Source organism: Arthrobacter sp. MMS24-S77, from assembly GCF_054888235.1.
In genome coordinates this window covers 3,913,498-3,925,863 of the sequence record NZ_JBTZRN010000001.1, presented here as the reverse complement: position 1 = coordinate 3,925,863, position 12,366 = coordinate 3,913,498, and the positions used below count along the sequence as shown (strand labels likewise).

The 12,366-nt window shown below is 64.2% G+C and carries 9 protein-coding genes; 1 reads left to right on the top strand and 8 read right to left on the bottom strand.

Annotated features, from left to right (window positions below):
• Nucleotides 1-32: 32 nt before the first annotated feature.
• From ACX5I4_RS17985 to ACX5I4_RS17955, 7 genes are all read right to left on the bottom strand, one after another.
• Nucleotides 33-1,721: an AAA family ATPase gene (locus ACX5I4_RS17985; protein ID WP_461837846.1), complete on the bottom strand. Its 1,689-nt coding sequence runs from the start codon at nucleotides 1,719-1,721 to the stop codon at nucleotides 33-35.
• A 41-nt stretch (nucleotides 1,722-1,762) separates the two neighbouring features.
• A complete protein-coding gene (locus ACX5I4_RS17980) occupies nucleotides 1,763-3,016 on the bottom strand; it encodes a serine hydrolase domain-containing protein (protein WP_461837845.1) in 1,254 nt (417 codons plus the stop codon).
• 183 nt (nucleotides 3,017-3,199) lie between these two features.
• Nucleotides 3,200-4,387: an IS30 family transposase gene (locus ACX5I4_RS17975; RefSeq protein ID WP_461837844.1), complete on the bottom strand. Its 1,188-nt coding sequence runs from the start codon at nucleotides 4,385-4,387 to the stop codon at nucleotides 3,200-3,202.
• A 97-nt stretch (nucleotides 4,388-4,484) separates the two neighbouring features.
• Nucleotides 4,485-5,297, bottom strand: a complete 813-nt coding sequence (locus ACX5I4_RS17970) for a bifunctional allantoicase/(S)-ureidoglycine aminohydrolase (protein ID WP_461837843.1) — start codon at nucleotides 5,295-5,297, stop codon at nucleotides 4,485-4,487.
• An 11-nt stretch (nucleotides 5,298-5,308) separates the two neighbouring features.
• A complete protein-coding gene (locus ACX5I4_RS17965) occupies nucleotides 5,309-6,577 on the bottom strand; it encodes a DUF6986 family protein (RefSeq protein ID WP_461837842.1) in 1,269 nt (422 codons plus the stop codon).
• A 2-nt stretch (nucleotides 6,578-6,579) separates the two neighbouring features.
• Complete coding sequence (aceB, locus tag ACX5I4_RS17960) at nucleotides 6,580-8,175, bottom strand: malate synthase A (RefSeq protein WP_461837841.1); 1,596 nt, start codon at nucleotides 8,173-8,175, stop codon at nucleotides 6,580-6,582.
• A gap of 23 nt (nucleotides 8,176-8,198) precedes the next feature.
• On the bottom strand, nucleotides 8,199-9,608 hold the full coding sequence (locus ACX5I4_RS17955; protein WP_461837840.1) for a malic enzyme-like NAD(P)-binding protein: 1,410 nt from the start codon (nucleotides 9,606-9,608) through the stop codon (nucleotides 8,199-8,201).
• Between the two features lie 210 nt (nucleotides 9,609-9,818).
• Here ACX5I4_RS17955 and ACX5I4_RS17950 point away from each other — a divergent pair, with 210 nt between their 5' ends.
• Complete coding sequence (locus tag ACX5I4_RS17950; RefSeq protein ID WP_059389461.1) at nucleotides 9,819-10,574, top strand: IclR family transcriptional regulator; 756 nt, start codon at nucleotides 9,819-9,821, stop codon at nucleotides 10,572-10,574.
• A gap of 180 nt (nucleotides 10,575-10,754) precedes the next feature.
• Here the strand turns inward: ACX5I4_RS17950 and ACX5I4_RS17945 are convergent, their stop codons facing one another.
• Entirely contained in the window at nucleotides 10,755-12,347 is a 1,593-nt protein-coding gene (locus ACX5I4_RS17945) for an NCS1 family nucleobase:cation symporter-1 (RefSeq protein WP_461837839.1), read from the bottom strand.
• Nucleotides 12,348-12,366: the final 19 nt, after the last annotated feature.

Genomic DNA, 12,366 nt, shown 5'->3' with positions numbered 1-12,366 from the left:
CACCGGAGAACAATTGATTCATGGTCAGCTATTCAGCCCTTGAAGAAGCGTCCAGCAAGAATCCGCATGACTGGGGCCGGGCGATGGCAACGGCGATGACAAAGCTCCTGGATGCGGCTCGCATTGATGGACGGCATTTTGAACATGAGTTCCTCTATGGCGAGGAACTGCGCATGAGGATCGACGAGAACAACGGCGGAGCCACTGTAAAACTCACGTGGACGCCTGTTGATCAGGAACCCGAACCGGAGAAACCCTTGGCCTGAGTTCTTCGTGTCGTCAGCCAGGCTCGGGGAACGGTCCAGCGTGCGGGCCGGGAATCCGCCCGGGACGGGGGCGCCTCGGCCCGGGTCGCTTCCGAGCAGGCTCCGCGTCAAGGCCTCGCCGTCGGCCATGAGCTGTTCCACCGCGAAGCCCAAGTGCGCGTCGCCGGGTGCCTCTTCCGCCAGCGCTGCCGCGACCACTGCGCGTCGGATCAGCTCCTTGGCGAACGACGCCGTGGTGCCGGCAGTGCGCGCAGCTGCGGTTTCGATCGACGAGGGGGAGAACGGGAGTCCGTTCGAATACAGCCTCAGCAGTGCCACCCGTTCGTGCGTGGAAGGAAGCGGTATTTCCACCGCCAGATCCACACGTCCGGGCCGCTGGGCGAGGGCCCGCTCCAACAGGTCCACCCGGTTGGTCGTCAGCACGAACGCGACGTCCGCGTCGTTGTCCAGCCCGTCCATGGCGTCGAGCACCTCGAAAAGCAGCGGCTTGGGCCCATGTCCGAAGCTGCGGTCCTCGGCGATCAGATCGCAGTCCTCCAGCACCACGATGGACGGCGCCAGCGCCCGGGCGATCTTGGCAGCCTCCGAGATCCTGGCGAGCGACCCGCCGGAGAGGAGCACCGCCGTCGTACCCTCGCTTTGGCTCAGCAGGTACCGGACGGTGTGCGTTTTGCCCGTACCCGGGGGCCCGTAGAGCAGGAGGCCACGCTTGAGGTGCTGTCCGTGCGCCGCCAAGATGTCCGCTTGCCGTGCAATGCCAAGGGTGTGGCCCTCCACCTTGTCGAGGAGACCGTCGGGAAGGACTACATCACCATTGGTGAGCTCCGGGCGCCTGATAAAAGTCACGCCACTGATGCTCGGCCCATAGTCGCTGACGGTGAGGGCGATGATCTGGCCCTTGAAAACGCTTTGGTGCTCCATTTCCCTCCGCACCTGGGCCAGGAGCTCGGAAGCGACGGCAGGGTGGGTGGCCAGGACTTCGAGTGAAGCAAATTGCCGGCCGCGGTCCATCTTGGCTCCGCGCTGGAGCACCGCAACGGGCGAACCGGCATAGCTGAAGAGCCAGAGACCCAGCGCCACGGCCTGTCGCTGTTGGTCCGGACCGGTGGCCAAGTTGGAATAGTCCGGTTGTGCGAGCGGAAAGCGCGGGTAGCTGCCCGATTGCTGCAGCATGTCGCTGAAGGACATGTGGTGGCGCTGATCGCCGCCGCCAATGCCCACCAGCCGGTAGTCCGGATCGCGGCCGGCCAGCCCCTCCATGACGATGTCCACATCCACCAAGCGGTGGGGTGGGATCTCCTCCGCCACCACGGAAAGTTCATGGGCCGGCACGGCGAGGTGCCCGGTCAACGCCTGCAGAAGCTGTTCGCCGCCGTCGACATGGTCCATGCCGGACTGTGCCAAACGCGTCAGTGTTCCGAAGTCTTCGATGAATTTCCCCAATTTTTCATCCATGGTCAGACCCTAGCAGGAGGGACTTTGCTTGGTCAGGGTCCTCAGCAGAGTCCGTTCAGCGTGGTGATGGCCAGATCCCGGAGCCTCCCGGATACCGGCTGGGTCAGGGCGGCGACCACTGCGTCATTCTCTGCCCCGGTATCGGGCGGGTAGGCGACCCCCAGGCTCAGCTGGCGGGTGCCGTCCGCGCTGCTGATGCTCATGCCGCCGAAGCCCAATGTTGATCCGCCGTGGCCGTAGTAGAAGCCGTTGGTGCATTCGTCATTCCAACGCTGCAGGCCAAGGCCATAGTTCGCCCCATTGATTGTCTCCATCTCCATCAACGCGGCCGGCCCCAAGAGGCGCCCCCGCAGAAGTGCCGCGTAGAACGAGTTGACGTCCCCCACGCTCGAGATGACTCCGGCGCCGGCGGACCCAATCTGCAGCTCCGGTTCCGTCACGTCGAGGCGCTCGCCGTCCACCAGGGAATAGCTGTGGATCAGGGCAGGTTCCGAACGGTCAGGCCCGGCAAGGCTCGTGCGGCTTAGGCCCAGGGGTTCGAAGATGTCAGCGGCAAGGACGTCGCTGATCGAATGGTTGCGGTACCTCTGGATGATCAAGGCCAGGGCAGCGTAGTTCGCTTCCGAATAGGTGAATTGCGGGGCGAGCCGCTCCTCCCAAGGAACCGTGCCTGCCAGCCGCAGGATGTCTTCCGGGCTGAAGCGGGTGTTGATGGCCTGCTTCAGCGACCGGGATTTCAACATGGGCCCCGTCGGGTCGGCCAAACCTGAGGTGTGGTTCAGGAGGGAGCGAACTGTGACGGCATCGCTCGTGTGGACGAGGGTGTTGAATTCCGGAAGGTGCTTCGAAACGGGGTCATCGAGGCTGACTGTTCCTTCCTCTACCAGTTTGAGGAGGGAGACCGAGACCATGGACTTGGTGATTCCTCCGGCCGGTATCCGGTCCGTGGCTTCGGCGGGATGAAGCGCGTCCAGGGTCCGTATTCCGTAGCCCTTGGCCCACTTGTTGCCCCGGATGTTGACCTCGGCAACTACTGCTGTGGCCCCTTGGCCGATCATGGCTTGTGCGAAGAACTCCAGCCCGGGCACATCTATCGCCGCCGCTCCCGTAGTCGCCGCGACAGGCCCGGAATCGGACGTGGGAGGGTACGTGCAGGCTCCCGTAGCCAGGGTCAATGCCAGGATTGAGGCCACCAGGAATCCTGGACTCGGGGAGGTGGCCCGTGCCCCGGAAACCCGGGAACCGCGGGAACCCCTGGAAGGCTTGGGTGTCCCGTTCGCCCGCGCAGCCTTCATGACTGCCTCCTGAAGCTACGCTGCAGGGCAACGGCTGGGCGCCCTTGTCCCCGTAGTTTCGATCGTCCTCTTCGGAGGTGAGGGGGTCAACGCCGAAAACGTGGGTGCGGCCCGAACCCAACTAACTCGCAGTTGTTGTCGTTTTGAGCGGGCAAAGTCAACTGGTCAGAGCAACGCTGGGGTTTAGGCTGCCTGCAGCAGCTGGTTGAGCCGGTTGGCTGGGGTTTGCAGGTTGAGGGTGGGCCGTGGCCGGCGGTTGAGTTTCGCGGCGACCCGGCGGAGATCCTCCGGGGTGTGAGCGGAGAGGTCCGAGCCTTTCTCGAACCAGAATCTCAGGAGCCGGTTGGTGTTTTCGTTGGTCCCGCGCTGCCACGGCGAGTGCGGGTCGCAGAAGTAGAGCGTGGTGTCGAGCGCGGTTTGGATCCTCGCGTAGTCGGCGAGTTCCGTCCCGCGGTCCCAGGTGATCGACCGTCGCAGGTGGTCCGGGAGGTTGCCCATCTCCCGGATCATCGCGGTAGCGACGGTCTCGGCGCTGTGGTTCCCGGGGAGGTGGAGCAGGATCGTGAACCGGGTCGAGCGTTCCACAAGGGTGCCGATCGCGGTCCCGTTGGAGCCGATGATGAGGTCACCTTCCCAATGCCCTGGGACGGCCCGGTCCTGGGCCTCCGCCGGGCGTTCACTGATCTTGAACGCCTCCTTGTAGGGGCTGTTCTTGGTCCTGTCCGCGGCGTGGGGAACGCGCTGCTTCCGTTTCAGGCTGAGCTTTTCGGCCAGATCTGCCCGCAGGAGCCCGCGGGATTGGACGTACAGCGCCTGGTAGATCGTCTCGTGGCTCACCTGCATAGTCTGATCATCGGTGAAGTAAAACACCAACATCGATGAAATCAGTTTCGGGCTCCACCCGTCGTCCATCCAGACCGCTATCAGCCGGCACAGATCCTCGTTCTCGACAAGCTTCAGCGGCTTGGGCCGGCGCCGGTTCTGATGCGCCTTAGCGTGGGCGGTCGACGCATGATAAACCCCGTCCTCCCCGGTGTGCCGCTTCACCTCCCGCCAGACCACCGACTTGTCCCGGCCAATCGCCTCCCCAATATCCGCGTAGCTCAGCCCGCACCGGCGGCCCATCTGGATCATCCCCCGATCGTCCAAAGTCAATGCCCGGCCACCCGGACCGTCCGCCGTCGGCGCCGGATCAGCAAGACCCCCGACGCGGCCCATGTTCACAGTCATCATGAGGCCAGACTGGGACCACCAGGTTCCCCCGGTCCGATGTGTGGTCCCGACGCGCCGGGAAGCCGCGAGAATCGACATCCCACCACACACCAAGTCCACAAACTCGTTGCGGGCACTCTGAGGAAATGACCTGACCATAAAACGCTCCATCAATCAGAGCGTTGCTACGACCATATGACTTTGCCGCGCTCATAACGACATTAACTGCGAGTCAGTTGGGGTAGCCGGGTGGAGCCTAGGTCAGCTTGATCTGACGGTTGACGTCCTTGTACAGCAGGTACCGGAAGGGGCCAGGTCCGCCGGCGTAGCACGCTTGCGGGCAGAAGGCCCGCAGCCACATGAAGTCGCCAGCCTCCACTTCCACCCAGTCATTGTTGAGCAGGTACATGCCCTTGCCCTCCAGGACGTACAGGCCGTGTTCCATGACGTGGGTTTCCGGGAACGGGATGACCCCGCCGGGCTGGAACGTCACGATGTTCACGTGCATGTCGTGGGCCAGGTCATTGGGGTCCGCGAAGCGCGTGGTGGCCCAGACGCCGTTGACGTCCGGCATTTCGCCCGCTTCAACTTCCGCGTCGCTCGTGACGAAGGACTTGGCTTCGTAACCCTCAAGGCGCTCGTAGGCCTTGCGGATCCAGTGGAAGGAGACGATGTCATCCGAGACGTTCTCCAAGCCCCAGTTGGAACCGGCAGCCAGGTAGGCGTAGCCGCCCTCCTCGAGTTGGTGCAGTTCTCCGTCAAGGGCCAGGTTGACCTTGCCCTTGGTGACGAAGACGACGCCTTCGACGCCGGCCTCGAACTCTGCCTTGGGAGCGCCGCCACCCGGGCCGATCTCAACAATCAGCTGGGAGAACGTGGTGGCGAATCCGGAGATCGGGCGGGCGATGATCCAGGAACGCGTGTTGGAGAAGCCCGGCAGGTTGCTGGTCACGATATCGGTCAGCACGCCCTTGGGGATGACCGTGTAGGCCTCCGTGACGATTGCGCGTTCCGTGGTGAGGTGGGTCTGCGGCGGCAGGCCGCCTTGGGGATAGTAGTACTTGCCCATCTTTTGGATCCTTACTTGGAGGTTGTGTGTGCCAGCCGGGGGTGCGCCAGTGCAGTCAGCCGGGGGAGTTCGACGCCGGCAAGCGCCAACACTTCTTCGGCACCTACCGCTCCGCATTGGACGCCGCGGAGGACGAAGGCGGCCAGCGCGCGGGCGGTGGCGGGTTCGTCCATGACGCCGCCTTCGGTGCGTTCCACGTAGTTGCGGAGGCGGGCCGCGGCGGCAGGCAGGCCCTCACGGTAGAAGGCATACGTTGCCGCGAAACGGCTGGGCAGTTGGGCGGCGTGCAGATCCCAGCCCTGGTAGTAGCCGCGTTCAAGCGAGCGCCGGACCAAACGGCCGTGCAGCTTCCACGCGTTCTCCACGTTGTCGCCCACTGGGATGATGTTGGTGGAACCGTCGGAGAGCCGGATTCCGGTGCCCGCAACGGCCAATTGCATGACTTCCTTGGCGAAATCCGCCACCGGGTGCTCCATGGACTGGTACTCCGCGGAGATCTGCAGCGAAGCCGAATAGTCGTAGGTGCCGTAGTGAAGGGCACTGATGCGGCCCGGAACTGCGTGCGGAAGCTGGGCCACGGGGGAGGTTCCGTCCGGGCCGAGAATCAGCTGGGGTGTCTCCACCTGGACTTCGAAGCGGAGCCGGCCCGCCGGAAGGGAGTGGATCTCTTCCAGGCGGGAGACCGCGAAGTCCATAGCCTGCACCTGGGCCGCCGTGGTGACCTTCGGCAACGTCAGGATGAGGCCGTCGGGCAGCTCTCCCGCGGAGGCAAGAGTCGAGACGAACAGGTCCAGGGTCTTCAGGCCACGTGCCCGGGTGGGGGCCTCGAAACATTTGAAACGGATGCCGATGAACGGCGGAGCCGAGCCTGCGGCGACGGCTTCGCTGACAGCCTGGGCCGCCGCTACCGCTGCGACGTCTTCTGCTTCGTCGCCGCGATCGCCATAGCCGTCCTCGAAGTCAAGGCGCAAGTCCTCGATCGGTTCGTTGCGCAACTTGGCGGCCACGCGGGTGGCGACGGCGGCAGCCAGTTCGGGCTCCTGGCCCAGCAGCGTACCGAGCCTTTCGAGGCCGCCGTGGGCCTCCGCCGTCGTGATTGCCTGGGCGCCCCATTCAGCCGAGAGCGACGGCGTGAAACGGTCCGCCGGGACGTACACCGTGTGCACGGGCTGGCGGGTGCCGTCGTCACCGGGGTAGTTGCGTTCCAGCAGCTGGTCTGTGGCGGCGAGCTGGGAGTCGATGGCGGCGAGATCTGCCGCCGAGAAGGAGGATGCGGCCATTCCTACACCAGCTCGTAGGCGGGAGTGGTGAGGAAGTCCGTGTAGTCCTCGGACAGACAGATGTCCGCGATCAGACGGCTGGCGGGCTCGTAGAACTTCTCGAAGGACTCGGCGTCAACCTCGCTGCGCAGGCGATCGGTCTCTTCGCCCAGGATCCGGGTGACCAGTTCGCGGGTGACCGTGTTGCCGGTGTCGGCCAGGACGGACTTGTTGCGGATCTGCTGCCACACCTGGGAACGGGAGATTTCCGCGGTAGCGGCGTCCTCCATGAGGTTATGGATGGCGACGGCACCGCTGCCGGAGAGCCACACCGCGGTGTAGGCGACGGCGACGTAGAGGTTCAGGCGGAGGCCTGCCTCGGTCACCTGGCCGCCGGCGGAGGAGATGTCCAGCAGTTGCTCGGCGGTCACGGAGACCTCGGGGCGCTGCTTGTCCAACTGGTTGGGCTTGTCTCCCAGCACCGAGTCGAACACTTCGCGGCACGTGGAGACGAGGTCCGGGTGGGCCACCCAGGAACCATCGAAACCGTCGTTGGCTTCGCGGGTCTTGTCCGCACGGACCTTCTCGAAGGCCTGCGCCGTGACTTCGGGCTCGCGGCGGTTCGGGATGACGGCAGCCATGCCGCCCATGGCGAAGGCGCCGCGCTTGTGGCAGGTCTTGACCAGCAGTTCCGTGTAGGCGCGCATGAACGGGGCCGTCATGACCACGGACGCGCGGTCCGGCAGGATGAAGGACTCGCCGGCGTCGCGGAAGTACTTCACGATGCTGAACAGGTAGTCCCAACGGCCCGCATTCAGGCCTGAGGCGTGGTCACGCAGTTCGTAGAGGAACTCGTCCATTTCGAACGCAGCCGGAATGGTTTCGATCAGCATGGTGGCGCGGACGCTGCCTTGCGGGATGCCGAGGTAGTCCTGGGCGAAGACGAAGATGTCGTTCCACAGGCGGGCCTCGAGGTGGCTTTCCATCTTGGGCAGGTAGTAGTACGGGCCGTGGCCGTTGAGCAGGAGCTGCTTGGCCACGTGGAAGAAGTGCAGGCCGAAGTCCACCAGTGCGCCCACGGTGGGTTCGCCGTCGAGCAGCAAGTGCCGTTCGTCCATGTGCCAGCCGCGGGGGCGGGCGACGACGACGGCGAGCGGCGCGTCCGTACGGAGCCGGTATTCCTTGCCCTCCGGGGAGGTGTAGCTCAGGGTGCCCTGGGCGGCGTCGCGGAGGTTGAGGATGGCGTCGATGACGTTTGCCCACGTGGGGGTGCTGGCGTCCTCGAGGTCGGCGAGCCATACCTTGGCGCCGGAGTTCAAGGCGTTGATAGCCATCTTGGCCGGGGACGCCGGGCCGGTCATCTCAACCCGGCGGTCCTGCAGGGCCGCAGGGGCTTCGGCGACCTTCCAGTCGCCGTCGCGGATGTCCTGCGTTTCCGGGAGAAAGTCGAGACGGCCGGTGCGGGCCACTTCTTCACGCTTGGCGACGCGGGCCGCCAGGAGCTCGGTGCGGGTTCCGGCGAAGCGGCGGTGCAATTCCTCCACGAAGGCCAACGCCTTGGGAGTCAGGATCTCCTCGGCGCGTTCGATCGGCCGGGGGTCTGTGACTGTGAGAGCCATGGGTGGTCCTTTCCTAGTGAGCGCTAGCGGACTGCGGATGCAGTGGATGCTGCATTTACAGCGGCCTGTGCTACCGCAGCGGCGACGTCGGCGGCAACGTGGGGATCGAAGACGCTGGGGATAATGTAACTCGCATTCAGTTCATCATCTGCAACCCGGTTGGCGATAGCCTCGGCGGCAGCCACCAGCATCTCCGGAATGATGTCCGATGCGCCTGCGTCAAGCAGTCCGCGGAAGAAGCCCGGGAAGGCCAGCACGTTGTTGATCTGGTTGGGGAAGTCGCTCCGGCCGGTGGCAACGACGGCGGCGTGCTTGGACGCAATCACCGGGTCGATTTCCGGAGTGGGGTTGGCCATGGCGAAGACGATCGCGTTCTCGGCCATCGAGGCGACCTGCTCTTCGCCGATCACGTGGGGAGCGCTGACGCCGATGAACACGTCGGCACCCTTGAGGGCTTCGTGCAGCGTGCCGGAGAAGCCGGCCTCGTTGGTGTTCGCGGCAATCCAGGAACGGTGCTCGTCGTCGTACTTTTCGCCCGAGTGGATGGCGCCGGAACGTCCGGCGGCGACGATGTGCTGCGCGCCCTGGGCCTTGAGGAGCTGGATGATCGCAGAGCCGGCAGCGCCGACGCCGGAGACAACGATCTTGACCTCGGAGAGCTTCTTGTCCACCACGCGCAACGCGTTGACGAGGGCCGCGAGGGTGACGATTGCCGTTCCGTGCTGGTCGTCGTGGAAGACGGGGATGTCCAGCTCGTCGCGGAGCCGCTTCTCGATTTCGAAGCAGCGCGGGGCTGCGATGTCTTCAAGGTTGATGCCGCCGTAGACCGGAGCCATGGCCTTGGCGATCATGATGATTTCTTCGGTGTCCTGGGTGTCCAGGCAGACCGGCCAGGCGTCGACGTTGGCGAACTGCTTGAACAGCGCGGCCTTGCCTTCCATGACAGGCAGCGCTGCGGCCGGTCCGATGTTACCCAGGCCAAGGACGGCCGAACCGTCGGTGAGGACGGCGATCGTGTTGCGCTTGACCGTCAGGTTGCGGGCCGCGGCCGGGTCCTCGGCGATGGCGAGGCAGACGCGTGCGACGCCGGGAGTGTAGGCCCGCGAAAGGTCGTCGCGGTTGCGCAGGGCCACCTTCGGGACGACCTCGAGCTTGCCACCCAGGTGCATGAGGAAGGTGCGGTCCGAGACGTGCTGGACCGTGACGCCGTCGAGCGCGTTGAGGGCGTCCTTGACGCGGTTGGCGTGGTCTTCGTCCGTGGTGTTGCAGGTGACGTCAACAACCAGGGTGTCGTGGTGGGACTCGGTCACATCCAGCGCGGTGACGGCCGCACCGGCAGCGGCGACGGCTGCGGCCAGCTCGCTCGTGGCAGTGAAGCTCGACGGCGCGGCGACGCGCAGGGTGATCGAATTTCCGGGGCTCGGGTTCGCCATTGAATTTCCTCCTCGTACAGGCCCGTAGCGGGCCTCCGCTCAAACCGAATGTTTTCGTATTATGGATATTATTATCTACAAAGTGGAAACACAAGCCCCGGTTGGTGCGCAAGCATTCCGGCGTCGCGTGCTGTATCTTGAGTGTTCTAAGCAATTCTTTTCACGATGCGGATAAGAGTTGTCGGATTCCGAGCCATAGGAGACAACGGAATGGCTGAAAAGCCCTCGGGAGGCGTGCAGTCCGTCGAGCGCGTCTTCGAACTGCTGGAACTCATCACCGACGCCGGCGGAGACGTCACGTTGAGCGAGCTGTCATCGTCGACAGACCTGCCGCTTCCCACCATCCACCGTCTGCTACGCACCTTGGTGTCCCTCGGTTATATCCGGCAACTGCCCAATCGTCGCTACGCCCTGGGTCCCCGGCTCATCCGGCTTGGCGAAGGTGCCAACAAGCAGCTCGGCGCCTTGGCCCGTCCCCAGCTGAAGTCCCTCGTGGACCGGCTCGGCGAAACGTCCAACATGGCCGTGCTGGATTCCGACATGGTCATCTACGTTGCCCAGGTTCCGTCCCTGCACTCCATGCGCATGTTCACGGAGGTGGGCCGCCGCGCCCATACGCACGACACTGGCGTGGGCAAGGCCATCCTGGCCCAGTTGGATGACGAAGTGGTCCGCGGCATCGTAGCCCGCACGGGCATGCCGACTCCCACGGCAAAGAGCATCGGGGACATCGACTCCCTCCTCGCCGATTTGAACCGGATCCGCGAACGTGGTTACTCGATCGATGAGGAAGAGCAGGAGATCGGTGTCCGTTGCTTCGCGATGGCCGTCCCGAATGCTCCCACTCCGACCGCGATCTCTGTCTCCGGGCCGGTGTCCCGCGTGGACCAGCACTTTGCCGACCGCGCCGTGCCGCTGCTGCGCGAAGCCGCCCTCGCGATCTCGGCCGAGCTGAACCAGAACTAGCCTGTCTCGACGCGCTCGCTCACGTTTGTGGGGTTTCCGGGGGACGCTCGCTCACGTTTGTCGGGTTTCCGGCGGATGCTCGCTCACGGGGTGAGCGAGCGTCCTGGAATTTGGCCCTATAAGTGAGCGAGCGTCCGGCGGCTCCTGTTTCGTGAGGGGCAGTTTGGTGACGGCAGTCGCTCAGGCGAGGGCGCCGTCGTTCGCTTCGACGCCGTTAGGCTCCAAGTTGATCATCGGGGAGCGCCGCTCGAAGTACCAGAAGGTCAGCAGGCCCAAGGCGCAACCGAGGAACCAGCTGTAGTTGCCGATCCACGTGGCGTTGACCGTGGTGGCACCAGAGTCCAGGAGTGCTTTGGGGACCAGGACCGAGGCGATCGACACCACGCCGCTGATGGCAACTGCCTTGACCGCGTTGGGGTTGTAGCCGTTGCGGAACCAGTACTTGCCGCTGGGCTTCATCGTGTACATGTCCTCAACCCACACCTTCTGCTTTCCCACGAGGTAGTAGCCGGCAATCAGGATGCCGAAGAGCGGGCCGATCAGCGCACCCAGCACACCGAGCGTGTAGTGGATGGCGTCGTTGTTCGAGTACCAGTTCCAGGGGGTCAGGATGACGGATCCGACGGCGGCGATCATGCCGCCCATGCGCCAGCTGACTTTCTGGGGGCTCACGTTGGAGAAATCGAAGGCGGGCGAGATGAAGTTGGCCACGATGTTGATGCCCACAGTGGCAATGACGAAGGTCAGTCCGCCAAGTAGTACCGCGAACACCGAATCGATTTCCTGAACGGTCTTGACCGGGTCGGTGATGAGGTGACCGAAGACCGGGATAGTGGCCGACGCCGTGATGACCGTGAGCAGCGAGAAGAACAGGAAGTTGACGGGCAGGCCCAGGAGATTGCCCTTCTTGACGGCCTTGAAGCTCTTTCCGTAACGCGCGAAGTCGCCGAAGTTGAGCATAGGGCCGGAGAAATAGGACACCACCAAGGCGATCGCAGAGATCATGACCGGGATGGAGGCCGCGAAGTCGAGCGGTTCGCCGGCGGACAGGTTGAGGCTGATGTTGCTGATGCCGGCCTTGGATACCAAGTAGATGGCAAGAACCAACATGACCACGTATACGGCCGGACCGGCGAAGTCGATGAACTTGCGGATGCTTTCCATGCCGTTCCAGAACAACGCGGCCTGGGCTACCCAAAGGATTCCGTAGCAAATCCAACCCAGGGCGGAGAGGCCTAGGAAGCCGTACTGGTGGACGTCGTACAGCGGTTTCATGGCAGGGAAGAACTTCAGGAACACGATCACCAGGGCTTCGGAGGCCAGGAAAGTCTGCACTCCGTACCAGGCCACGGCGATCAGACCGCGGATGATGGCCGGGATGTTGGCGCCCTTGACGCCGAAGACCGCCCGGTTGATCACAGGGTACGGGACGCCTGTTTTTTGGCTGGGCTTCGCCACCAGGTTGCAGAAGACCTGCACAATCACGATGCCCACCAACAGGGCCACCAACACCTGCCAGCTCGCCAATCCGAGGGCAAACAGGCTGCCCGCCGTCACGTAGCCGCCGATGCTGTGGACGTCAGACATCCAGAACGCGAACAGGTTGTAGCTGCTCCAGCGCTGGTCTTTCAGGGGTGCCAGGTCTTCGTTGCTGAGCCGCGGATCGCGGAGTGCCGCGGCTTCGTCAATCGGGTGGCCAAGTAAGGTGCCGGTTTGCCTTGCGCTGGTCTGCTCTGCGCCGGTTTGCTCTGGGGCGAGTTGTGCTTCGGCCATCGGTTCCTCGAATCAGGGT

Coding starts and splice junctions, on each gene's coding strand:
- ACX5I4_RS17985 (WP_461837846.1), bottom strand. CDS start 1,721: ATGGATGAAAAATTGGGGAAATTCATCGAAGACTTCGGAACACTGACG.
- ACX5I4_RS17980 (WP_461837845.1), bottom strand. CDS start 3,016: ATGAAGGCTGCGCGGGCGAACGGGACACCCAAGCCTTCCAGGGGTTCC.
- ACX5I4_RS17975 (WP_461837844.1), bottom strand. CDS start 4,387: ATGGTCAGGTCATTTCCTCAGAGTGCCCGCAACGAGTTTGTGGACTTG.
- ACX5I4_RS17970 (WP_461837843.1), bottom strand. CDS start 5,297: ATGGGCAAGTACTACTATCCCCAAGGCGGCCTGCCGCCGCAGACCCAC.
- ACX5I4_RS17965 (WP_461837842.1), bottom strand. CDS start 6,577: ATGGCCGCATCCTCCTTCTCGGCGGCAGATCTCGCCGCCATCGACTCC.
- aceB (WP_461837841.1), bottom strand. CDS start 8,175: ATGGCTCTCACAGTCACAGACCCCCGGCCGATCGAACGCGCCGAGGAG.
- ACX5I4_RS17955 (WP_461837840.1), bottom strand. CDS start 9,608: ATGGCGAACCCGAGCCCCGGAAATTCGATCACCCTGCGCGTCGCCGCG.
- ACX5I4_RS17950 (WP_059389461.1), top strand. CDS start 9,819: ATGGCTGAAAAGCCCTCGGGAGGCGTGCAGTCCGTCGAGCGCGTCTTC.
- ACX5I4_RS17945 (WP_461837839.1), bottom strand. CDS start 12,347: ATGGCCGAAGCACAACTCGCCCCAGAGCAAACCGGCGCAGAGCAGACC.